Genomic DNA, 22849 nt, shown 5'->3' with positions numbered 1-22849 from the left:
TTATGGGCATGATCCGGTCGCGGCCCTAGCCTTTGAGCGACGGGTCTGCCGTCGTCGAATTGCGCCGCGCGATGCTCCACTGTTCCTGTGTGTCGCTGTCGTAAACGCGCTTGGGGACGGCAGACATTTGACCTTTGTTGCCCCCGGTTGGGAGACATGCCGTGCGGAGATCGCTGATCACTCTTGGTGGCGCCGCGGCGCTGGCGTTGGCCCCCTCCGCTCACGCGAGCGACAAGGGATGGAATGATGCCGGATCGCTCGCGCGCGACGCGCTCGTCGTCGCCGCCTTTGGCGTTCCCGCGGCGCAGGGCGACTGGGACGGCGTCCTGCAAGCCGGGGGAAGCGTCGGCGTGGCCGGGGGCCTGTCCTATGGGCTGAAGGAGGCTTTTCCCGAACGCCGCCCCGACGGCAGCGACAACAAGAGCTTCCCGTCCGGACATACCTCGATTTCCTTCGCCGCTGCGGCGACGCTGCAGAATCGCTACGGCTGGAAGGTCGGCGTTCCCGCGCAGCTGGTCGCGGCCTTCGTCGGATTGAGCCGCGTCGAGGCGGAGAAGCATCATGTGCACGACGTACTCGTCGGCGCCGCCATCGGCGAAGCCGCGGGTTTCCTGATCACCCGCAAGGCGAACGACCGCGTCCAGATATTGCCCTGGGGCGGCACCAAAAGCGGCGGTATCGCGATGACGATGCGCTTCTGAAGGCCCGCGCCGTCGCGACGCGCTTGCATTCCACCGTCAAAGTCCGACTATGGCGACAATTCGCCGGGGGGCTTTTCGATGCAAGACGATCTGATCGACCGCATCTACGAATGTTCGGTGGTGCCCGAGGCTTGGCCTGCGGTGCTCGACGATGTCGCGGCGCTGGCGGGATCCACCGGCGGTTTGCTGTTTTCGGCGCGCAAGGCACTGAACTGGACGGCGTCGGACAGCGTCGCCGAGGCGTTCGATGCCTATGTCCACGACGGCTGGTTCGGCAAATGCAGCCGCCGCGTCTGCCTGATGAGCCAGGAGGCGCCCTCCTTCTTTGTCGAATATGATTTCTGGAGCGAGGAGCAGCTGAGCGCCGATCCGGTGTACCGCGATTTCTTTCGCCCGCGCGGGCTCGGCTGGTCGGCGGGGACCGGGCTGCAACTGCCGACCGGCGACAATATCGTGTTCAGCGTCGAGCGCGCCTTCGACGGCGGACCGATCGAGCCCGAGAATGTCGCGCGGCTGAATGGGCTCCGCCCGCATATCGCGCGCAGCGCGCTGGTCAGCGCGCGCTTGCAGCTGAAGCGCGCCGAGGGGGCGACCGAGGCGCTGGCGGCGCTGCGCCTGCCCGCGCTGCTGCTCCACGCGAACGGCGACGTCGCCGAGGCGAGCCCGCTGGTCGAGGAGCTGGGCGACCATCTCGTCTGGGGCGCGAGGGGGCGGTTGCGGCTGGCCGACAAACAGGCCGACACGATGCTGGCCGAGGCGCTCGCGGCGCTGGGCAGCGATGCCGGCGACCGGGTGCGATCCTTTCCGATTCGCGATTTCGCGGGAGATCCCGAACTGGTCGCGCATGTCGTCCCGATACGGCGCAGCGCGCACGATGTTTTCGGCGATTCCTATGCGTTGTTGCTGCTGATCCCCGTCGCATCGGAGCGCGCGCCGTCGGCGACGCTGATGAAGTCGCTGTTCGACCTGACCCCGTCGGAGGCCCGCGTCGCGAGGGGCATCGCGGGCGGCGAGACCCCCGAGGCGATCGCCGCCGATGGCGACGTCGCGATCAGCACCGTGCGCACCCAGCTCCGCCGCGTGCTCGAAAAGACCGGCTGCGCGCGGCAGGCCGACCTCGCGTCGCTGCTGGCGCGGATCGGCGCGACGACACCCGGCTGAATATTTCGCTTCATCCTCCATATGGAGGATGCGGGACGGGTCCGGGGTAGCGATAAGGTGCGCAACTGCCGGCCCTTCTGCGACCCTGGGTTGTCAGTCAGCGGCACCCTTGCAGCGATGCGGGGGTGCCGCTTTCCGTTTCGGCGATGCGTTTTGGGACAATCTTTCCCCGCCCTTCCCTCGCTTGTCGGATTAACTTACAGTTTACCATAAGTCCGTCGCGCCGAATCCCCGATTTGCGCCACTGGCACGGCTCTTGCTGGATAGATGGTGATGCTGAAAAAAATCGGACGCCTGTTCGTCATCAAAACCAAGCTCGAGGCTTGCCTCATCATCTACGCGCTCGGGGTCGGGGCGATGGCGCGCGGGATGATCTATCTCCACGAATATCCGGGGTTCGGCGGCAAATTGCTGCTCGTCGCGTGCAGCGGGTCGGTGTTCCTCGCCGGCGCCAAGATTTTCGATTGCCTGCGTTACGAGCGCGCCGAGAAGGCGGCCGCCCCCGCCCACCAGCCGGGCTGAGGTGCGCGCGGACTTTCGCGCGTCACCAAAAGCTGCCAAGGATCGCGCCATGAGCAGGATCAGCGGCGCCCCCGCCCTCAGCATGGAACATGTGTACGGCCTGACGCTGCGCGTCGCGCGCTGGCGCGTCGGCGCAGGCGGAACGCCGTTGCTGTTCCTCAACGGGATCGGCGCCGATATCGCCGCGGCGGCACCGCTGCTGGCGCAGCTTCACGACCGCGAGGTCTGGACGCTCGACATGCCGGGCGTCGGCGGGTCGCCCGATGCGCTGCTGCCCTATGGCGCCCCGACGATGGCCGCGATCCTGATCGAGATCGCCGATCGCTTCGGCCACAAGACGATCGACATCGCCGGCTTCAGCTGGGGTGGCGCAATGGCGCAGCAGGTCGCGGTGCAATTCCCCGGTCGCATCCGGCGGATGGTGCTGATGGCGACGACCCCGGCCGTTTCGGCGCCGGGCATCGGCTGGGCGGCGCTGCTCGACGACGACATGCTGGCGAGCGGGCTCAAGCTGCCGACCGCGACCCCGCTCGGCCTGGCCTATCAGAGCATGGCGATGGCGGGGTGGACGAGCGCGGCGATGCTGCCGACGCTGAAGAGCATTCCGACATTGGTGCTGATGGGCGAACAGGACGGGGTCGTACCCGCGTGCCACGGCCAGTTGATCGCCGAACTGATCGACGGCGCGCTGCTCGAAGTGGTGCAGGGGTCGCATATGTTCCCCTTTACCCATGCGGCGAAGATCGCCGGACGGATCAGCGACTTTCTGGACGCGCCGGCGGGGCAACAAGCCGCCGCTTGAGGAAATCGGCGATCGCCGCGGCGGTTTCGTCGGGCGCTTCCTCCATCGGCAGGTGGCCGATGCCGTCGAGCAGCACGACCTCCGACCCCGGCAGGCGTTCGTGGAAACTCTGCGCCGCACTCGGATTGATCAGCCGGTCCTCCTTGCCGAACAGGATCAGCGTCGGCGCCTTGATGTCGCCGATCCGGTCCGCCATCGCGGGCTCGCGGTCGAGGGTCGCGCGCAGCGACGTCGCCTCGCGGTTGCCGGGGAAACGCAGCAACTCCCAATAGCGGTCGATCATCGCATCATCGACGATGGCCGGTTTCGCGACCGACCCGCGCAGCGATTCCTCGACCAGCGAACGCGGGGTGATCTGCGTCGCGAGCCAGCGTCCCGAACGATATTGCAGGATGCGGAAACCGATGTTCGACGGCGGGCGCTTCTCCCCCGCGCGCAGCGGCATGCCGCCCGCGTCGAGCAAAAGCAGCGCGTCGACATGCTCGGGATGACCCAGCGCATAGCGCCACGCGACCCAGCCGCCCATCGAATTGCCGCCGAGGGTGAAATGGTCGAGTTCGAGCTTGGCCGCGACGACGTCGACCGCCGCCATCATGCCGCTCGCGCCATAATCCTTGTCGGGGGTGCCGCCGGTCAGGCCGTGGCCGGGCAGGTCGAGGGTGACGATGCGGTAATCGGCGCCGAGCCGCTTCACCAGCGGCTCCCACGTCTGGAGACTGCTGTTGGACCCGTGCAGCAGGACGATGACCGGACCGTCGCGCTTTCCCTGATCGCGGTAATGGATGGTCTGCCCCGCCGGACCGGCGGCGAAGGTCGCGTTGGGACCGCCATATTTGGCGATCATCTCGGCGCGGTCGGTATCGGGGGTGCGCAGCGCGAGGAAGGCGATGACGATCGCGAGCAGCAGCCCGAGCGGAATCAGCACCCGCTTGCGCCGCATCATATGCCGGCGCGGCGGCGGTGCTTCATAGTCGTCGTCGTCGATCATCGCGGTCCCCCACCCTGACCCACAACGACCCTAGACCCTGTTTCAGGCATATGGAAGCGCGTGACGGAGCCGATTTTGACGCGAGGCGAGGCGCGAGGAGGGAGCGATGGTTTTCCATCGTGACCGAGGAGCAACGACGTCCTCGCGTAAAAATCGGCCCGCCGCCGGAGGCGGTCGTCCAGCGAGCCGCGCTGGGCGCGTCGCGTCGCTGGCACGGGCCCACCGGCCCGCCCTGCGCAACGCTCCTCCCCAGCACAGCTCGCTGGACGATCACGTCGCTCCCATATGCCTGAAACAGGGTCTGGCGCACCGGGGGCCGCCGTCAATGCGCCAGGCGGGCGCATCGATCGGCGGCCGATCCCGATCAGTTGACGCGGGTTACCGCGCCCTTGTGCGCACCGACGCTCTTGTTGCGCGGGCGGAAGCGGCGCTTGCGCTGGCCTTCGGCGCCCTCGCCCGCCGCACCGTCGCGGCGCGGGCCACGATCGCCGCCGGGCTTGGCGCCGCCACGACCGCGCATCGCATCCTGGCGCTGGCGACCCGGATCGCGGCCCTGGCTGCCTGTGTCGCGCGGACCCGCAACGGGCTTGGGCAGGTTGCGCACCAGCTCGTTGAAATTCTCGGGCAGCGGCATCGGCTCGGACTTGCTCCGCGTGACGCGCTCGATATCGCGCATATACGGCCGCTCATCGGGGGCGATGAAGCTGATCGCCTTGCCTTCGGCACCGGCGCGCGCGGTGCGGCCGATGCGGTGGACATATTGCTCGGGCACGTTCGGAATCTCGAAGTTGATGACATGGCTGACGCCCGACACGTCGATGCCGCGCGCGGCGATATCGGTCGCGACGAGCAGCTTGATGTCGCCCGAGCGGAACGCCTGCAGCGCGTGGGTGCGCTGCGACTGGCTCTTGTTGCCATGGATCGCCATCGCCTTGATGCCGGCGCCCGCCAGATGACGCACGACGCGGTCGGCGCCATGCTTGGTACGGGTGAAGATCAACGCGCGGTCGATATCCTCGCTGGCGACGACCGCATGCAGCAGCGCCTGCTTTTCCTTCTGTTCGACGAAGGTCGCATATTGGCTGATCTTTTCGACCGTCGTCGCCGCCGGCGTCACCGACACCGTCACCGGATCCTCGAGGAACTGTTCGGCGAGGTGCGCGATTTCCTTGGGCATCGTTGCCGAGAAGAACAGGTTCTGGCGGCGCGAGGGCAGCAGCTTGGCAACGCGGCGCAGCGAATGGATGAAGCCCATGTCCATCATCTGGTCGGCTTCGTCGAGAACGAAGATTTCGACGTCGTCGAGGCGCAGCGCGCGCTGGTCGATCAGGTCGAGCAGGCGGCCGGGCGTGGCGACGAGGATGTCAACGCCGCCCGACAGGTCGCGGATCTGCTTGTTGATCGGCACACCGCCGAACACGGTCGAGACGGTCAGCTTGGTGAAGCGGCCATAGTCGCGGCAGCTCTGCGCGATCTGCGCCGCGAGTTCGCGCGTCGGCGCGAGCACGAGCATCCGGCAGCCGCGCGGGGTCGGGCGGTGCGGATAGGTCAAAAGGTGATGGATCGACGGCAGCGAGAAACCGGCGGTCTTGCCGGTGCCGGTCTGCGCGATGCCGCACAGATCGCGGCCCTTCATCAGCGGCGGGATCGCCTGGACCTGGATCGGGGTCGGGACGGTATAATCCTTGGCGGCAAGCGCGCGATTGATGTCGGCGTGCAGGCCAAAGTCGTTAAAAGTCGTCATAAAATACTCACTATGGGCGACGCGCAGGCGCATCCGTTCGCATCGAACGGACGGCGCACGGGCCGCGGGTTCGAAACGACCCGCGTGAAAGGGTGCCTCTGGGGACAAAGCGCTGGTCCGGCTCGTCCCGCGCCTGAAAACGGGCGGGAAAATCACGCTGCCGGGTGTTGCGGCGGGATATCCCGCCATGCTGCGCTGCACAACATATGGCATGGGTTGCGCGGTTTTGCAAGATAATTGCGTTTCCGTTGTGCAGTGTTCGGCGTCGGCGAGAAAAGAGATTCGCGCGGAGACGCGGAGGGACGGAGAGACGAAGAGGGAAAATTGGCGGCTTTGCCGCCTTTTGCTCTTCTTCCTCTGCGATCTCTGCGCCTCTGCGCCTCTGCGCGAATATTCTTCTTCTTCGCGCCTCCGCGTGAACCCTATTCCTGCCCTTGTTCTAAACCGCCCCCTTTGGCAGGTTCACCGTCAAAGCTTTGGGGGAAACCGGTTGGCCGAAAAAATCATCGTCATCGACGAGGGCACGACCTCGACCCGCACGATGCTGTTCGCCGCCGACGGCACCCCGCTGGGCAGCGCGCAGCGCGAGTTTCGGCAGCATTATCCGGGCCCCGGCCTCGTCGAACATGACGCCGCCGAAATCTGGGAGGCGACGCTCGCCTGTACGCGGGCGATGATCAAAAAGGCGGGCGGCGCCGACCGCATCGCCGCGATCGGCATCACCAACCAGCGCGAGACGGTGGTATTCTGGGACCGCACGACCGGCGAACCGCTGGCGCCCGCGATCGTGTGGCAGGACCGGCGCACCGCGGCCGATTGCGCCGCGTTGAAGGACGCGGGGCATGAAACGGCGGTACAGGCCAAAACCGGATTGCTGCTCGATCCCTATTTTTCGGGGAGCAAGATCGGCTGGGCGCTCAAAAACTGGCCGCAATTGCGGGAAGCCGGCGACCGGCTCGCGGTCGGGACGATCGAATCCTATCTGGTCTTTCGGCTGACCGGCGGGGTGCATGTCAGCGACGCGAGCAACGCCTCGCGCACCCTGTTGATGGACATCAACGGCAGCGGTGGCTGGGACGCCGACCTGTGCGACCTGCTCGGCGTGCCGATGAACCTGCTCCCCGAGATCACCGGCTGCACGGCCAGCGTCGGCAGCACCGATCCCACATTGTTCGGCGGTGCGATCCCGATCTGCGGCATGGCGGGCGACCAGCAGGCGGCGACGATCGGCCAGGCGTGCCTGTCGCCGGGGCAGACCAAGGCGACCTTCGGCACCGGCGCCTTCATCCTGTCGGCGAGCGGTACGACGCGCCCACAATCGAACAACCGCCTGCTCGCAACCGTGCTGGTGCAGGAAGGCGATAACCGCAGCTATGCGCTCGAAGGCTCGGTGTTCGTCGCCGGCAGCCTGATCAAATGGCTGCGCGACGGACTCGGCCTGCTCGCCAATGCGGGGGAGAGCGAGGGGCTGGCGCGATCGGTGACCGACAACGGCGGGGTCTATCTGGTCCCTGCCCTCACCGGGCTTGGCGCGCCGCACTGGCGCCCCGACGCGCTCGCCGCGATATCGGGGCTGAACTTTGCAAGCACCAAGGCGCATGTCGCGCGCGCCGCGCTCGAAGCGCAGGCCTATCAGGCGCATGATTTGAAATCGGCCTTCGCCGCCGACGGAGTCGACTGGGCAGACCTGCGCATCGACGGCGGCATGGCGGCGAACGACTGGATGGCGCAGGACCTGGCCGACATGCTCGACCTGACCGTCGAGCGCCCCGATTTCGTCGAGAGCACCGCGCTGGGCGCGGCGATGCTCGCGGCGACCGGTGCGGGGCTTTATCCCGACCTGGCGAGCGCCGCCAAGGCGATGCGCGGCACCGCGACGCGCTTCACCCCGGCGCTCGCCGCCGACAAACGCAAAACGCGCCTTGCCGGGTGGCAAAGCGCGCTTGCAAAGGTTCTGGGCTGATCGAAATCCTCCCTGTCGCGCAGCGATGGGGAGGTGGCAGCGCGAAGCGCTGACGGAGGGGCTTCAACGCGGCCCCTCCACCACCCGCTACGCGGGCGGTCCCCCTCCCCATGCCTTCGGCACAGGGAGGATCGTATCGATCAGCGCTTGAGGGTAAGACCGCCGAAGCGCTTGTTGAACTTGGCGACCTGGCCCGCAGCGTCGAGCATACGGCCGCTGCCGCCGGTCCACGCCGGGTGCGCGGTGGGGTCGATTTCGAGCGTCATCGTGTCGCCCTCTTTGCCCCAGGTCGAGCGCGTCTGATATTCGGTGCCATCGGTCATCTTGACCGTGATCATGTGGTACGCGGGATGAATGTCTTTTTTCATGTCGGGCTCCTGTGCCGCTGGTTACCGACCAGCGGCTGAGTCTGTGCGTCCGGGGACGCGAAGCGGCGTCCCCTAACGGCGAACGGGTGATTTGGCAAGGGTGGTCAGTCGGCGGGCGGATCGGCGATCATCGCGGTGAACTGGCACTCGGTCGCAAGGCTGTCACCGAGCATCGCCCGGCCCTCGAACTTGCAGATGTTGCGCTTCGCCTGGAGGATCGTGACGTGAAGGTCGAGCAGGCAACCGGGTTCGACCGGTTTCCTGAACTTCACGCCGTCGATCCCCATGAAATAGACGAGCTTGCCGGTCCCGGCGAGGCCGAGCGATTCGATCGCCAGCACGCCGCCGGCCTGCGCCAGCGCCTCGACGATGAGCACGCCGGGCATGATCGGCCGGCCGGGGAAATGCCCCTGGAAAAAGGGCTCGTTCATCGTCACCGCCTTGACCGCGTGGATCGAGGTGTCGGGCACCATCGAAACCACCCGGTCGACGAGCAGCATCGGATAACGATGCGGCAACAGCGCCAGGATCCGGCGGATATCCGCCGGTCCCTTTGCGCCGTCCGTCTTTTCCCCGTCCGCCACGATCTTAGCGGGTGGTCGGCGCAGTGCCGGCCGGGGCCGGCGCGGCGGCGCCCGGCTGGGCGGCGCGGGCGGCGTCCATCAGCTGCTGGTTGCGCTGCTGGACAAGCTGACCCGGCTGGTAGCCCGCCGGTACCGCGGTCGAGACGGTGGGCAGGATGCGGTTGAGTTCGGTCACCACCGCTTCGGTGATGTCGACATTGTTTTCGCGCGCGATCACGGCGTCGGGGTTGAGCAGCAGGTCGACCTTCTTGGCGGTCATCGCGGCCTTGATCGCCTCGTTCATGCGAACGCTGATCTGGTCCTCGACATAAGCGATGGCGAGGTCGACGGGGGCGCCGATCTGGCTGAGTTCGGTCTGCGCGGCCTGGCGCTTGTCCTGCACCGCCTTGGCGGCGGCCTGCAGCGCGGCCTGGTTCGGCGTCGGCTTTTTCGACTCTTCGCTATATTTGGCGACGAGGACGTTGACTTCGGCCTGCAGCGTCTGGGCGCGCGTGTTCTGATTGTCGATCACGGCCTTGTAGGTCGTTTCGATCTGCCCGCTGGCGGTGGTGAAGGCGGTCGAACGCGCGGCGGCGGCGCGGACGTCGGCGACGGCGACGCCCTTGGCCTGTGCGAATGCCGGGGCGGCGATCATGGGCGAAACCGACAGCGTGGCGATCGCCAGTGCCGATGCGACAAGGATTTTCTTCATTAGAATTGGGTTCCTACGTTGAATGAGAAGCGTTTGGTGTCATCACCCTCTTCTTTGCGAAGGGCGTAAGCGAAGTCGATCCGGAAGGGACCGAAAGGAGAGTTCCAGTTGACGCCCGCACCGATCGAGACGCGCGGCATCCATGTGTCGCCGAAGAAGCGTTCCTCGAACGGCACCAGCGACGAGAAGCCCTCGGGGCAGGTCGTATATTTCGTGGTGCTGCCCGTCTCCAGCGTCGCGAACTGGGTCGTGCCGGTCGTGGCGTTCCGGCACAGATATTTGGTCAGGCCGTCGGCGGGATCCTTGAAGTTCGCGAGCGTCGTCAGCGTCGGGCGCTTCACGCCGAACACCGAACCGACGTCGAGGAAGACCGACGGACGCAGCCCCAGTTCCTTGGCGCCGGTGCCGAGCGGAATATCGACCTCAAGCCGCCCCTGATAATAGGCTCGGCCGCCGAGGGCGTCGTCGAACAGATTGCGACGATCCGACAGGCTGGTGTCGAGAACCGGATTCGCCGGATCGGTCAGATCGACGTTGCCGAAACGGATGACGCGCGGGCCGACGCCGCGGATATCGAAACCGCGCATCTGCGGTTCGCCGAGGAAGAAGCGGTCGGTCAGACGGACCTTGTCGCTGGTCGCGGTCGGCGCGCTGCCGAACGGATAGATATAACCGCCCTCACCCGAGATATTGAGGATGAAGCGGCTGCCGAGGTTGAAGTGCTTCGAGGCGTTGGCGCGGGTGCGGACATATTTGACACTGCCGCCGAGGCCCGCGAAATCCTGGCTGATCGACAGCGACTGGCCACGCGTCGGGCGGATGCGATTGTCGCGATCGTCATAGGCGAGCGTGAACCCGAGCAGCGAGGTCGTGCGATTGCCGATCGCGTCGCACAGATAGCGTCCCGCACGCAGCGGGTCGCACTCGTTGCCGAAATAGAAACCATCGGCGGGATCGCGGCTGAGCGTGACATCGTCGAAGTTCAGGCTGTAGCGACCGAAAGCCGACAGATATTCGGTCAGCGGCACACCGACGGTAACCTGCGCACCGGTCGTGATCTGTCCGAAGGTCGTTCGGCGATTGTTGCCGGCAAAGCTGAACGAGTTCAGGTCGCGGCGATAGACGCTGCCGCCGATCGAGATGTTGCGGTCGAACAGATAGGGTTCGGTGAAGCCCAGTTCGATCGACTTCGAATAGCTCGAATAATTCACCGACGCCTGCAACTGCTGGCCGAGACCACGGAAGTTGCGCTGGCGAATCGAGGCCTGGAGCAGGAAATTCTCGATCGACGAGAAACCCGCCGACAGCGACAGTTCGCCGGTCGGCTTTTCCTCGACATTGGTTTCCAGGATGATGCGGTCGGGGGCGCTGCCCTCCTTGCGCTCGATCTCCAGGTTTTCCTGGAAATACCCCAGGCTGTTGATGCGGTTTTCGGTGCGCTTGACGCCGAAGCTGTTGAAGGCATCGCCTTCGTTCAGGCGGAATTCGCGGCGAACCACCTTGTCCTGGGTCAGCGTGTTGCCGTTGACGTCGATGCGTTCCACGTAGGTACGCGGGCTTTCGGCGACGTTGAAGCTGATGGCCATCGTCCGCGTTTCGGGATCGCGGCGGAAGTCGGGATTGATGTCGGCAAAGGCATAGCCGAACAGGCCCGCGGTCTCGCTCAGGCTTTCGACCGTGTCCTCGACCAGCTTGGCGTCGTACCAGTCGCCTTCCTTCATCGGCAGCAGCGTCTTCAGCGTTTCCGGGCGGAAATCGCGCAATTCGCTTTCGACGTTCACCGGGCCGAACTTATAGCGCTCGCCCTCTTCCACCACATAGGTGATGATGAAGTCCTGCTTGTTGCTCGTCAGCTCGGCGACCGCCGAAATGACGCGGAAATCGGCATAGCCGTTCGACAGATAGAACAGGCGCAGCTTCTGCTGATCATAAGCCAGGCGATCGGGGTCATAGCTGGTATTGGACGACAAAATGGTCAGCAGGCCCGATTCCTTAGTCGCCATCTCGCTCTTGAGATCGCCGTCGCTGAATTTCTCGTTGCCGATGATGTTGATCTGGCGGACCTTCGATTTCGGTCCTTCGTTGATTTCGAACACCACATCGACGCGGTTCTGGTCGAGCGACACCATCTTGGGCTCGACGGTCGCGGCGAAGCGGCCCTGGCGCTTGTAGAGTTCGATGATCCGCGCGACGTCGGCGCGGACCTTGGAGCGGGTGAAGATCTGGCGCGGCGAGAGCTTGATCTCGGGCCGGATCTTGTCTTCCTTCAGCCGCTTGTTGCCCTCGAGGATCACGCGGTTGATCACCGGGTTCTCGGCGACCTGGATCGTCAGCGCGCCATTGTCGTCGCTGATCTGGAAATCCTTGAACAATTCGGTCGAGGCCAGGTCTTTCAGCGCCTGGTCGAGCATCGCGCGGTCATAGGTCTGGCCGACGCGCAGGCGCAGGTACGACAGGATCGTCTGCGCCTCGAGCCGCTGGTTGCCGGTGACGGTGATCGAACGGACCGTCGTGGCGGCCGGAACCGCCTCGGTCGAAGGGGCGGGAACGGTCGACGCCGGGACGGTCGGAGGCGGCACCGGTTGCGCGAACGCTGGCCCCGCCAGCATCGTGCCGGCAAGGAGGAGCGTCGTCAGCTGCGTCCGCGCCGAAAATTTGTGTGAAGCCACGCTGTTCATCCCGCAAAAATAACTCAAAAGCGACGAACCCGCTTGCCCACGGGTCGGCGCGCACTCCTGCACCAGTCCGCCTATCCAATCAAGCGCGCGATCCCGTCCCACAGGCCGAATGAGGCCAAATCATTGAAAGTCACGACCAGCATGAGCGTGACGATGGCCGCGAAGCCGAATCGGAACGCCCATTCCTGTGCCGCCGCCGGTGCCGGGCGCCGCCGGATCGCTTCATACGCATAGAAAAGCAGATGTCCGCCATCGAGCATGGGCAATGGCAACAGGTTGATGAACCCCAGATTGATGGACACCAGCGCGATCAGGAAGATGAACGAGTCCGGACCGAGGGTCGCCGCCTCGCCCGACACCTTCGCGATGCCGAGCGGACCGCTCATATCCTTGATCGAGCGGTTGCCGGTGAGGAACTGGATGAGGACGTCGCCCGTCTGGCTGATGATCTGGCCGGTCTGCCGCACCGCCACGACCGGCGCTTCGCTCAGCGGGACGGTCTGAAAAACGCGCTCGCCCCGCTGCTCGATGCCAATGATCGCCATCTTCACATCGTTGCCGAACGAGTCCTTCGCCTTGTACAGCCGCGGCGTCAGACGCAGCGTGCGTTCGGTCCCCCCGCGATCGAGCCGGACATCCATCGCCTCGCCCGGCCGGTGCGCGACCGCCATCGTGATATCCATGAAAACCTCGATCGGGCGCCCGTCGATCGACAGGATGCGGTCGCCCGTGCGCATACCCGCGGCTTCGGCGGGCGACCCCGCGACGATGCCGCCGGCGATCGGCGGCGTCGTGGGCGTGCCGACGAACGCCGCGAAGCCGGCGAGGATCAGGATCGCGAACAGGAAATTGGTGACCGGCCCGGCGAGGACGATCAGCGCGCGTTTCCACACCGGCTGGGCGGGAAAGGTGTGCGCGCGTTCGGCGTCGGACAGCCTCTGCCAGTCGGCGTCGGGCTGGCTGACCGCATCGCGATCCCCCGCGAACTGGACATAGCCGCCGAGCGGCAGCCAGCCGATCTTCCATTCGGTCCCACGCTTGTCGGTCCATCCGAGGATTTTGCGCCCGAACCCGATCGAGAAGGTATCGGACTTCACCCCGCACCAGCGACCGACGATATAATGGCCATATTCGTGGACGAAGACGAGCGGGCCGAGCACCGCGAGAAATGCAACGATATAAAGCCAATATGGCACGTTAGACATGTTCGAACTGATCCACAAAATGCTGCGCGGCGGCGCGGGATGCCGCGTCGACGCTGAATATGTCCTGAAGCGACGTCGGAGCGGCGGGCGCGGAGGCATCGAGCACGCGCCGCACCGTGTCGACGATCGCGGGAAAGGAGATTCGACCGGCGAGGAAAGCAGCGACCGCCACCTCGTTCGCGGCGTTGAGCTGCGCCGGGCGCGCGCCGCCCTCGGCGATCGCGGCGCGGCACAGCGCAGTCGCGGGGAAACGCGTCTCGTCGGGCGCCTCGAAGTCGAGCCGCGCAATGGTCGCGAGGTCGAGCGGCGCGCAGGGCGTCGCCATGCGGTCGGGCCAGGCGAGCGCGCTGCTGATCGGGATCCGCATGTCGGGCGAGCCGAGCTGCGCCAGCGTCGAGCAGTCGATATATTCGACGAGGCTGTGGATCACCGACTGCGGATGAACGAGGATTTCGATGCGGTCGAGCCCGACCGGGAACAGGTGATGGGCCTCGATCAGTTCGAGGCCCTTGTTCATCATCGTCGCCGAATCGACGCTGATCTTGGCGCCCATCGACCAATTGGGGTGCGCGACCGCCTGCGCCGGGGTGACACGCGCCATGTCGGCGGCGCTCATCGTCCGGAACGGCCCGCCGCTGGCGGTCAGGATGATGCGGCGCACCTGGTCGATGCGGCCGCCGGCAAGGCACTGGAAGATCGCATTATGCTCGCTGTCGACCGGCAGGATCGGCGCCCCCGACGCGCGCGCGGCGGCGGTCATCAACTCGCCCGCCGACACCAGGGATTCCTTGTTGGCGAGCGCGACCGGGGTGCCCGCTGCGAGCGCCGCCATCGTCGGGGCAAGTCCCGCGCAGCCGACGATCGCCGCCATCACGAGGTCGGTGGGCGCGGTCGCCGCCGCGACCAGCGCGTCGGCCCCGGCGGCGACTTCGACCCCCGTGCCGGCGAGCGCATCGCGCAGGTCGGCGTAGCGTGCCTCATCGGCGATCACCGCCAGTTCGGGGCGAAACTCCCTCGCGAGCTTTGCCAGTTCGGCGACATCGCTGTTCGCGGTCAGCACGCCGACGGTCCACGCCTCGCCGTCGCGGCGCACCAGATCGAGGGTCGATTGCCCGACCGATCCCGTCGCGCCGAACAGCGAGAGGCGGCGTGTCATATCAGTGCGCCGTTCGCACGATAATATCGCCGGCAAAGGCCAGCGCGCCAAGGATCAACGCGACCGGCAACAGCCCGTCGACACGGTCGAAGACGCCGCCATGGCCGGGGATCAGCTTGCCCGAATCCTTGACCCCGGCGCGGCGCTTCATCCAGCTCTGTCCGAGGTCGCCGAGTTGCGCGATCAGGCCCATGACGAGGCCGATCCACAGCGGCACCCCGATGATGCCCGCGCGGTCGCCGAGCGTCGCGCCGGCGACGAGCGCCGCGATCATGCCGCCGAACAGGCCGGACCAGGTCTTCGACGGGCTGATTTTGGGCGCGAGCCGCGCGCCGCCAAAGGCACGCCCGGCGAAATAGGCGCCGATGTCGGTCGCCCAGACCATCGCGAAAACCCACAGCGCCGCGGTCATGCCGAGCGTGTCGCGGATAAACCACAGCCCGCCGACCGCCCCGATCGTCAGCACGGGGCCGAGGACCATCAAGCCGCTCCTGACACCAGCGCCCAGCGTCATCGCGCGCACCAGTGCGAACCATTCGACGAGCAGCAGCGCCGCCCCGACGAGCAGCAGCAGCGCAAAGGCGATCCCGCCGAACCACAGCGCCGCGCCCGCGATCGCAACCAGCACGACCGCCGATCCCGCGCGTACCATCAGGTCCGATTTCCCTGCCGCCATGCCCTATAGTCCCCCGTAACGGCGTTCGCGCCGCGCAAAATGGTCGAGCGCCGCCTGAAGGTCGGCGGGCTTGAAATCCGGCCACAGCCGATCGGTGAAATAGAGTTCGGCATAGGCCGCCTGCCAGAGCAGGAAGTTCGACAGCCGTACCTCGCCCGAGGTGCGGATGAGCAAATCGAGCGGCGGCATATCGGCGGTATCGAGATGCGCCTCGATCGCTTCCGCGGTGATCGCACCGTCGGCGGCTGCGGCGGTCGCGGCCCGCGCCAGTTCGTCCTGCGCGCCATAGTTGAGCGCGACCGCAAGCGTCGTGCGCTTGTTGCCCGCGGTGCGGTCGAGCGCATTTTCGATCAGCGCGACGACGTCGGGCGCGAGCGCCCGCCAGTCGCCGATGACCTTGAGCTTCACATCGTTGGCGGCGAATTCGTCGAGGTCGCTGATGATGAAGCGCTTCATTAGCCCCATCAGGTCGGAAACCTCGTCCTCGGGGCGCTTCCAGTTTTCCGACGAGAAGGCGTAGAGGGTCAGCGCCTCCAGCCCCATGTCGCCCGCCGCGCGCACGATCGTGCGCACCGCCTCGACCCCCGCACGGTGTCCCGCGACGCGCGGCAGCAGCCGCTTCTTCGCCCAGCGACCATTACCGTCCATGATGATGGCGACATGGCGCGCGCCGTGGTTCTGAATCGTCACAAAAACCTCAGAACCCGTTTGTGTCGAGCGAAGTCGAGACACGTGAAGTCTGGCGCAAGCGCAGCGTGTCTCGACTTCGCTCGACACAAACGGCGGAGGGGCGCGGCCTCGAAAGCACTAGCCCAGGATTTCCTTTTCCTTGGCACTCGCGGCGGCGTCGAGTTCGGCGATCGTCGCGTCGGTCAGCTTCTGCACCTCGGCTTCGTGGCGCTTGCGCTCGTCTTCGCTGATTTCCTTCTTATTCTCGTCGGCCTTCAGATTGTCCATGCCGTCGCGGCGGACGTTGCGCACCGCGACGCGGGCCTTTTCGGCATATTGGCCGGCGAGTTTCGACAATTCCTTGCGGCGCTCCTGCGTCATCTCGGGGATCGGCAGGCGCAGCGTCTGGCCGTCGACGATCGGGTTGAGGCCGAGACCCGCCGAGCGGATCGCCTTGTCGACCGGGCCGACGTTCGACTTGTCCCACACCTGTACCGACAGCATGCGGGCTTCGGGCGCGCTGACCGAGGCGACCTGGTTGAGCGGCATGTGGCTGCCATAGACTTCGACCGTCACCGGATCGAGCAGCGCGGTGTGCGCACGGCCGGTGCGCAGGCCCGCAAGGTCGCTCTTCAGCGATTCGACCGCGCCGTGCATGCGGCGCTCGAGATCGGCCTTGTCATATTTCGCCATCGTAATTTCCTCTCTTATGCGTGGCCGGCCGCGTCGCTGACGACGGTCGAGACACCCTCGCCCGCCAGCACCCGCGCCAGATTGCCCGGCTCGCGGATGTTGAACACCACGATCGGAATATGATTGTCACGGCACAGCGCCACCGCGCTGGCATCCATCACCTTCAGATTGTCGGCGAGCACCCGGTCGTAACCGAGCGTGTCGTACCGCACCGCGTTCGGATCCTTCTTGGGATCGGCGTTATAGACGCCGTCGACGCTGGTGCCCTTGAGCAGCGCGTCGCACTTCATCTCGGCGGCGCGCAGCGCGGCGCCGCTGTCGGTGGTGAAATAAGGGGCGCCGACGCCGGCGGCGAAGATCACGACGCGGCCTTTTTCCATATGGCGTTCGGCGCGGCGGCGGATCACCGGCTCGCACACCTTGTCCATTTCGATCGCCGACTGGACCCGCGTTTCGACGCCGAGTTGCTCGAGCGCGTTCTGCATCGCGAGCGCATTCATCACGGTGGCGAGCATGCCCATATAGTCGGCCTGCGCGCGATCCATGCCCTTGGCGGCGCCCGCCATGCCGCGAAAGATGTTGCCGCCGCCAATGACGAGGCAGATTTCGAGCCCGCGCTCCTTCGCCGCCTTGACCTCGGCGGCCATGCCCGCGACCGTTTCGGGGTCGATGCCGAAGGGGGTCGGTCCCATCAGCGCCTCGCCCGACAGTTTGAGCAAAATGCGTTTCAGGCCGGGCAATGCCATGTCTGGGTGAACCTCTTGTCAGTTATCAATATGCGAATGGCGCGCACCCTAGTCAGAGTGCGCGCCATTGCCAAGCGGACTGCCACGCCGCGGCGCAGCAACCCCACGTTTCTTTTAGACGCCGGCGACCGCCGCGACTTCTGCCGCGAAATCGCTTTCTTCCTTCTCGATGCCTTCGCCGAGCTGGAAGCGCGTGAAGCCCTTGAGCGTGATCGTCGCGCCGACGTCCTTGCCGGCGGCGGCGACGACTTCGGCGACCGGGGTCTTGCCGTCCATCACGAACAGCTGCGACAGCAGCGCATTTTCCTTGCGGAACTTGGCAATGCCGCCGTCGACCATCTTGGCGACGATGTCAGCGGGCTTGCCCGACTGGGCAGCCTTTTCCTCGGCGATCGCGCGTTCGCGGGCGACGAGTTCGGCGTCGAGATCGTCGCCGTTCAGCGCCAGCGGATTGGCGGCGGCGACGTGCATCGCCAGCTGCTTGCCGAGCGGTTCGAGAACGTCGGCACCGGCGGTCGATTCGAGCGCGACCAGCACGCCGATCTTGCCCATGCCGGGCGCGGCGGCGTTGTGGACATAGGCGGTGACGACGCCCGAGTTCACCGACATGATCGCCGAACGGCGCAGCGACTGGTTTTCACCGATCGTCGCGATATTCTGGGTCAGCGCCTCGGTGACGGTGCCGCCGGCCGGATAGGCCGCGGCACCGAGCGCATCGACGTCGGTCAGGTTACCGGCAAGCGCGACCTGGGTCACGTCGCGGACGAAGCCCTGGAACTGCTCGTTCTTGGCGACGAAGTCGGTCTCGCTGTTGACTTCGACCATCGCGCCGCGGGTGCCATCGGTGGCAACGCCGACCAGGCCTTCGGCGGCCACGCGGCCGGCCTTCTTGGCGGCGGCGGCAAGGCCCTTGGTGCGCAGCCAGTCGATCGATGCTTCGATGTCGCCGCCATTTTCGGCCAGCGCTTTCTTGCAATCCATCATGCCGGCGCCGGTACGGTCGCGCAGTTCCTTGACGAGGGAGGCCGTGATCTCAGCCATGGGTGATCCTTTCCTGTGGGGCAAGCCGTCGATCCGGCCTGCATGACGCCCGCGCGCATGGCGGGGCGATAAGTCAAAACGATGACCGGGACGGCGTGCGAACCCGAGAGTTCGCCCGCCGTCCCGTCATCCGAGCAAGCGCTTAGGCGTCGCTCTGGCGTTCGGTTTCGGCCGCTGCTTCGGGCGAGACCTGTTCGTCTTCGGTCACCGGAGCGGCAGCATCGGCGGCCGGGGCTTCGTCAGCGACCGGAGCCGTTTCTTCGACGAGCACGGGTTCGGCGACGGGGTTCACTGCGGCGCCAAGGTCTTCGCCGCGATCGGCGCGGGCCTGCTGCCCGCCACGGGTCGCAGCCTGGGCGATCGCATCGCAGTACAGGCGGATGGCGCGCGCGGCGTCATCGTTCGCCGGAACCGGGAAAGCGATGCCGTCGGGCGAGACGTTCGAATCGAGGATCGCGACGACGGGGATGCCAAGGACATTGGCTTCCTTGATCGCCAGCTCTTCCTTGTTCGCGTCGATCACGAACATCACGTCGGGAATGCCGCCCATGTCGCGGATGCCGCCGAGCGACATTTCCAGCTTGTCGCGTTCGCGGGTGCGGTTGAGCACTTCCTTCTTGGTCAGGCCCGAGGTGTCGCCCGAGAGCTGCTCTTCGAGCGTCTTGAGGCGCTTGATCGAGTTCGAGATCGTCTTCCAGTTGGTGAGCATGCCGCCCAGCCAGCGGTGGTTGACGAAATGCTGACCCGAGGCGCGGGCCGCATCGGCGATCGGGCCCTGCGCCTGGCGCTTGGTACCGACGAACAACACCTTGCCACCCGAAGCCGCCGACGAGGCGACGAATTCGAGAGCGCGCGCAAAGAGCGGCACGGTCTGCGACAGGTCGAGAATGTGGATGCCGTTGCGCGCGCCGAAGATATACGGCTTCATGCGCGGGTTCCAACGGTGGGTCTGGTGGCCGAAGTGGGCGCCAGCTTCGATAAGATTCTGCATCGTGACGACAGGGGCCGCCATGGTCTTTCTCCTTCCGGTTGGTCCTCTGGAAAGCAAGAACCGGGTGTCGCAAGCGACGGATCCCGGCACCGGTTTATGTGCGCTTTCCATGTGGAATGGGCGGCCCGTTAGCGGGCTTGCGCGCCGAAAGCAAGGGTCGGCGCACGCTTTTCGTCGCATCGAGCCATCGCGCCCGCGCCGCGGACGGACTCGTCCCGGCGACAAAATGACTCCATTCGTCGCAAATGCCTTGAGAACAAAACGAGAACATGGAACGAAATGTGCAGCGAGGCCGTCGTTCCGATCATGGTTTCGCACAAAGAAACCGGAAGGACAAGATGATGGTTCAGGTCGCAGCAGCTCTCCTCTTCGCCATTGCCGCCGGGCTCGGCATCACTGTGATCCTCGCGATGCTGAAGAACAACGAATCGGCCATTCTCTCCGCGCTGCTCGGCGAAGGCGCCTTTCCGATCGCGACGGGTCCGGTCACCGGTCCTACAAATGATGCGGTGCTGCTGCGCCGCCGCGCCGAACGCCGCGACGCGCCGCGACCGGTTCGTGCCGTGCTGACGGCCTACCCGGTTCTCAGCCGCGCCGCCTGACGCGGGCGTAGCTGGCGATACCGAACGGCAGCAGCGCCAGATAGACCGCGCACACCCCGAGCAATGTCAGCCAGGGTGCAGTGACCAGCGCCGCGCCGAACAGGCCCACGCCCGCCAGCGCGAACAGCCGCCACGAGCGGCGCAGGCGAAAGGACGACCAGCCGTAGGTCGGGATTGCCGAGATCATCAGCATCGCAACCCCGAGCGCCCAGGGCATGACCAGATACCATTGGCGGAACAGCTCGTTACCCGTCACCAGCCACAGATAGACCGGCACAAAGGACAGCCCGGCCCCGGCCGGCGCCGGGATACCGGTCATGAAACCCGCCGATTTGTGCGGCTGGAAATCGGCATCCATGCGCGAGTTGAAACGTGCGAGGCGCAGTGCACAGCACACCGCGAGCGCGAGCGCCGCGGTCCAGCCGAATTTCGGCGCATCGGTGAGCGACCACAGGAAGAGGATCATCGCCGGCGCGACGCCGAAGGCGATCACGTCGGACAGCGAATCGAGCTCGGCCCCGAACTTGCTCTGCGCGCGGAGCAACCGGGCGATACGGCCGTCCATGCCGTCGAGCACCCCGGCAAAGATCACCGCGCCGATCGCATATTCGAATTGCCCGCCGATCGCGAACCGCACCCCGGTCAGCCCGAAACAGAGCGCCAGCACGGTGATCGCGTTGGGCGGAAAGGCGCGCAGGCTGATGCCGCCGATGCGACGGCCGGCAGCGTCCGCGGGAATCTCCTCGCCCGCCGCCATATTATTGGCCGATGCCGTCGAGGAGGTCCGCGGTGCCGATCCGCGCGACGACGGTTTCGCCCGCCAGCGTGCGCTGGCCGAGCAGGACCTGCGGCGTCGTGCCCGCGGGCAGATAGACGTCGACGCGGCTGCCGAACCGGATCAGCCCGATCCGCTGGCCGGTCGAGACATCCTGCCCCATGCTGACGAACGGCAGGATGCGCCGCGCCACCAGCCCGGCGATCTGGGTAAAGCCGATGCGTACCCCGTCGCCGCGCTCGACGACGAAATGCTGGCGTTCATTCTCCTCGCTCGCCTTGTCGAGGTCGGCGTTGAGGAACTTTCCAGGGATATAGACGATCTTGCGCAGCGTCCCCGCGATCGGGGTGCGATTGATATGGACGTCGAAGACACTCATGAAGATCGAGACGCGCAGCATCGGCGCGTCGCCGATGCCGTCGGCGCCCGCGATCTCGGGCGGCGGCGCGACTTCGGCGATCTGGGTGACCAGCCCGTCGGCGGGCGCGATCACCACATCGCTGCCGGTCGGGGTGACGCGCACCGGGTCGCGAAAGAAAGCCGCGACCCATGCGGTGATGCCGAGCATCAGCCAGCCGGCGATTTCCCAGCCGAGCAACCAGAAACACAGGGTGACGATGGCGGCGATCAGGACGAATTTCCGTCCCTCGGGATGGATCGACGGCCAATGCCATTTGATACCGCCACCGGGGCGGTTGGAGGATATGGATGAGGACATGGCGGTCTTTCTAGGGGGCAGGTCTCGCATAGACAATGCATAAGGTCCGCTGATGGTGTCGTCGGGGCGCCAATTCACGGACCACGGGGCAGTTGAACAATCGCGCGGCTTTGCTTAAGGCCCCTGCAACTCGACTCCCCGCAGGAAAAGGCACGCATATGGGCAAGATCAAGGTAGTGAACCCGGTCGTCGAACTCGACGGCGACGAAATGACCCGGATCATCTGGCAATGGATCCGTGAGCGCCTGATCCTTCCCTATCTCGACATCGACCTGCATTATTACGACCTCAGCGTCGAAATGCGCGACGAGACCAACGACAAGATCACCGTCGATGCTGCCAATGCGATCGCCAAATATGGCGTCGGCATCAAATGCGCGACGATCACCCCCGACGAAGCGCGCGTCGAGGAATTCAAGCTGAAGAAGATGTGGAAGTCGCCGAACGGCACGATCCGCAACATCCTCGGCGGCGTCGTCTTCCGCGAACCGATCGTGATGAAGAATGTCCCGCGTCTGGTTCCCGGCTGGACCGACCCGATCGTCGTCGGCCGCCATGCGTTTGGCGACCAGTATAAGGCAACCGACTTCCGCGTCCCCGGCCCCGGCAAGCTGCGCCTGGTGTTCGAAGGCGAGGATGGCACGCTGATCGACGAGGAAGTGTTCCAGTTCCCGTCGGCGGGCGTCGCGATGGGAATGTACAACCTCGACGATTCGATCCGCGACTTTGCACGCGCCAGCCTCAACTATGGCCTCGCGCGCGGCTGGCCGGTGTACCTCTCGACCAAGAACACGATCCTCAAAGCCTATGACGGCCGTTTCAAGGACCTGTTCGAAGAGGTGTTCAACGCCGAGTTCAAGACCCAGTTCGACGCCGCCGGCATCGTCTACGAACATCGCTTGATCGACGACATGGTCGCCTCGGCACTCAAATGGTCGGGCAAGTTCGTGTGGGCGTGCAAGAATTACGACGGCGACGTCCAGTCGGACACCGTCGCGCAAGGCTTTGGCTCGCTAGGGCTGATGACCAGCGTGCTGATGACCCCCGACGGCCAGACCGTCGAATCCGAAGCGGCGCACGGCACCGTCACCCGCCATTACCGCATGCACCAGCAGGGCAAGGCGACCTCGACCAACCCGATCGCGTCGATCTTCGCCTGGACCGGCGGGCTCAAGCATCGCGGCAAGCTCGACAACACCCCCGAAGTGGTCCAGTTCGCCGAGACGCTGGAACGCGTCTGCGTCGACACGGTCGAGAGCGGCAAGATGACCAAGGATCTGGCGCTGCTGATCGGTCCCGACCAGAACTGGCTGACCACCGAAGGCTTCTTCGAAGCCGTCGTCGAGAATCTCGAAAAGAAGATGAGCGCCTAAAC

The 22849-nt window shown here is 65.8% G+C and carries 23 protein-coding genes; 7 read left to right on the top strand and 16 right to left on the bottom strand.

Going from position 1 to position 22849, the window contains the following annotated elements:
• Window positions 1-161 precede the first annotated feature (161 nt).
• From AC3WS4_RS09510 to AC3WS4_RS09495, 4 genes are all read left to right on the top strand, one after another.
• Window positions 162-701, top strand: coding sequence for a phosphatase PAP2 family protein (locus tag AC3WS4_RS09510; protein ID WP_492739127.1), 540 nt, complete (start codon window positions 162-164; stop codon window positions 699-701).
• 78 nt (window positions 702-779) lie between these two features.
• The gene (locus AC3WS4_RS09505) at window positions 780-1862 is read left to right on the top strand and encodes a helix-turn-helix transcriptional regulator (RefSeq protein ID WP_492739128.1); all 1083 of its coding nucleotides are present in this window, start codon (window positions 780-782) and stop codon (window positions 1860-1862) included.
• 273 nt (window positions 1863-2135) lie between these two features.
• A complete protein-coding gene (locus tag AC3WS4_RS09500) occupies window positions 2136-2384 on the top strand; it encodes a hypothetical protein (RefSeq protein ID WP_492739129.1) in 249 nt (82 codons plus the stop codon).
• A gap of 49 nt (window positions 2385-2433) precedes the next feature.
• Window positions 2434-3186 (top strand): alpha/beta fold hydrolase, encoded by a 753-nt coding sequence (locus tag AC3WS4_RS09495; RefSeq protein ID WP_492739130.1) that lies wholly within the window; start codon window positions 2434-2436, stop codon window positions 3184-3186.
• On the opposite strand, the gene AC3WS4_RS09490 is transcribed toward AC3WS4_RS09495, so the two are convergent.
• Window positions 3140-4174: an alpha/beta fold hydrolase gene (locus AC3WS4_RS09490; RefSeq protein ID WP_492739131.1), complete on the bottom strand. Its 1035-nt coding sequence runs from the start codon at window positions 4172-4174 to the stop codon at window positions 3140-3142. The genes AC3WS4_RS09495 and AC3WS4_RS09490 overlap by 47 nt on opposite strands.
• 364 nt (window positions 4175-4538) lie before the next feature.
• Window positions 4539-5918 carry a DEAD/DEAH box helicase gene (locus tag AC3WS4_RS09485; protein WP_056346766.1) on the bottom strand — a complete coding sequence of 460 codons (1380 nt, stop codon included), beginning with the start codon at window positions 5916-5918 and terminating at the stop codon, window positions 4539-4541.
• 490 nt (window positions 5919-6408) lie between these two features.
• Here AC3WS4_RS09485 and AC3WS4_RS09480 point away from each other — a divergent pair, with 490 nt between their 5' ends.
• Window positions 6409-7881, top strand: a complete 1473-nt coding sequence (locus AC3WS4_RS09480; RefSeq protein WP_492739132.1) for a glycerol kinase — start codon at window positions 6409-6411, stop codon at window positions 7879-7881.
• Between the two features lie 140 nt (window positions 7882-8021).
• Here the strand turns inward: AC3WS4_RS09480 and rpmE are convergent, their stop codons facing one another.
• The 12 genes from rpmE to rpsB all read right to left on the bottom strand — a co-directional run bounded on the left by rpmE (window position 8022) and on the right by rpsB (window position 19400).
• Entirely contained in the window at window positions 8022-8249 is a 228-nt protein-coding gene (gene rpmE, locus AC3WS4_RS09475) for a 50S ribosomal protein L31 (RefSeq protein ID WP_187140287.1), read from the bottom strand.
• Between the two features lie 104 nt (window positions 8250-8353).
• The gene (fabZ, locus tag AC3WS4_RS09470; protein ID WP_187140286.1) at window positions 8354-8833 is read right to left on the bottom strand and encodes a 3-hydroxyacyl-ACP dehydratase FabZ; all 480 of its coding nucleotides are present in this window, start codon (window positions 8831-8833) and stop codon (window positions 8354-8356) included.
• A 4-nt stretch (window positions 8834-8837) separates the two neighbouring features.
• Window positions 8838-9524 carry an OmpH family outer membrane protein gene (locus tag AC3WS4_RS09465; RefSeq protein ID WP_492739133.1) on the bottom strand — a complete coding sequence of 229 codons (687 nt, stop codon included), beginning with the start codon at window positions 9522-9524 and terminating at the stop codon, window positions 8838-8840.
• Window positions 9524-12202 (bottom strand): outer membrane protein assembly factor BamA, encoded by a 2679-nt coding sequence (gene bamA, locus AC3WS4_RS09460; RefSeq protein WP_492739134.1) that lies wholly within the window; start codon window positions 12200-12202, stop codon window positions 9524-9526. The genes AC3WS4_RS09465 and bamA overlap by 1 nt, the downstream gene beginning before the upstream one ends.
• A gap of 71 nt (window positions 12203-12273) precedes the next feature.
• Entirely contained in the window at window positions 12274-13407 is a 1134-nt protein-coding gene (rseP, locus tag AC3WS4_RS09455; protein ID WP_492739135.1) for an RIP metalloprotease RseP, read from the bottom strand.
• Window positions 13400-14563 (bottom strand): 1-deoxy-D-xylulose-5-phosphate reductoisomerase, encoded by a 1164-nt coding sequence (locus AC3WS4_RS09450; protein ID WP_492739136.1) that lies wholly within the window; start codon window positions 14561-14563, stop codon window positions 13400-13402. The genes rseP and AC3WS4_RS09450 overlap by 8 nt, the downstream gene beginning before the upstream one ends.
• A 1-nt stretch (window position 14564) precedes the next feature.
• The gene (locus tag AC3WS4_RS09445; protein ID WP_492739137.1) at window positions 14565-15239 is read right to left on the bottom strand and encodes a phosphatidate cytidylyltransferase; all 675 of its coding nucleotides are present in this window, start codon (window positions 15237-15239) and stop codon (window positions 14565-14567) included.
• Between the two features lie 3 nt (window positions 15240-15242).
• Window positions 15243-15929: a polyprenyl diphosphate synthase gene (gene uppS, locus AC3WS4_RS09440; protein ID WP_492739138.1), complete on the bottom strand. Its 687-nt coding sequence runs from the start codon at window positions 15927-15929 to the stop codon at window positions 15243-15245.
• A 117-nt stretch (window positions 15930-16046) separates the two neighbouring features.
• Window positions 16047-16601, bottom strand: coding sequence for a ribosome recycling factor (gene frr, locus AC3WS4_RS09435; RefSeq protein WP_187140280.1), 555 nt, complete (start codon window positions 16599-16601; stop codon window positions 16047-16049).
• 14 nt (window positions 16602-16615) lie between these two features.
• Complete coding sequence (pyrH, locus tag AC3WS4_RS09430) at window positions 16616-17347, bottom strand: UMP kinase (RefSeq protein WP_056346747.1); 732 nt, start codon at window positions 17345-17347, stop codon at window positions 16616-16618.
• A 114-nt stretch (window positions 17348-17461) separates the two neighbouring features.
• On the bottom strand, window positions 17462-18388 hold the full coding sequence (gene tsf / locus AC3WS4_RS09425; RefSeq protein WP_056346745.1) for a translation elongation factor Ts: 927 nt from the start codon (window positions 18386-18388) through the stop codon (window positions 17462-17464).
• A 142-nt stretch (window positions 18389-18530) separates the two neighbouring features.
• Window positions 18531-19400 carry a 30S ribosomal protein S2 gene (gene rpsB / locus AC3WS4_RS09420; RefSeq protein WP_056346744.1) on the bottom strand — a complete coding sequence of 290 codons (870 nt, stop codon included), beginning with the start codon at window positions 19398-19400 and terminating at the stop codon, window positions 18531-18533.
• Between the two features lie 320 nt (window positions 19401-19720).
• On the opposite strand from rpsB, the gene AC3WS4_RS09415 reads away from it, so the two are divergent.
• Window positions 19721-19981, top strand: a complete 261-nt coding sequence (locus AC3WS4_RS09415) for a hypothetical protein (protein ID WP_187140279.1) — start codon at window positions 19721-19723, stop codon at window positions 19979-19981.
• Here AC3WS4_RS09415 and AC3WS4_RS09410 read toward each other — a convergent pair.
• Both AC3WS4_RS09410 and AC3WS4_RS09405 read right to left on the bottom strand, forming a co-directional pair.
• The gene (locus AC3WS4_RS09410) at window positions 19965-20738 is read right to left on the bottom strand and encodes a CDP-alcohol phosphatidyltransferase family protein (RefSeq protein WP_187140278.1); all 774 of its coding nucleotides are present in this window, start codon (window positions 20736-20738) and stop codon (window positions 19965-19967) included. The two genes, AC3WS4_RS09415 and AC3WS4_RS09410, sit on opposite strands and share 17 nt — an antisense overlap.
• 1 nt (window position 20739) lies before the next feature.
• Window positions 20740-21474 (bottom strand): phosphatidylserine decarboxylase, encoded by a 735-nt coding sequence (locus AC3WS4_RS09405; RefSeq protein WP_056346739.1) that lies wholly within the window; start codon window positions 21472-21474, stop codon window positions 20740-20742.
• Between the two features lie 158 nt (window positions 21475-21632).
• Here AC3WS4_RS09405 and AC3WS4_RS09400 point away from each other — a divergent pair, with 158 nt between their 5' ends.
• A complete protein-coding gene (locus AC3WS4_RS09400) occupies window positions 21633-22847 on the top strand; it encodes an NADP-dependent isocitrate dehydrogenase (protein WP_187140277.1) in 1215 nt (404 codons plus the stop codon).
• The last annotated feature ends 2 nt before the right edge of the window (window positions 22848-22849 follow it).

This window comes from Sphingopyxis sp. EU05-FHT14B03 (assembly GCF_058790875.1).
The sequence above is the reverse complement of the archived record's forward strand: the minus strand, read 5'-3'. Positions and strand labels throughout refer to the sequence as shown.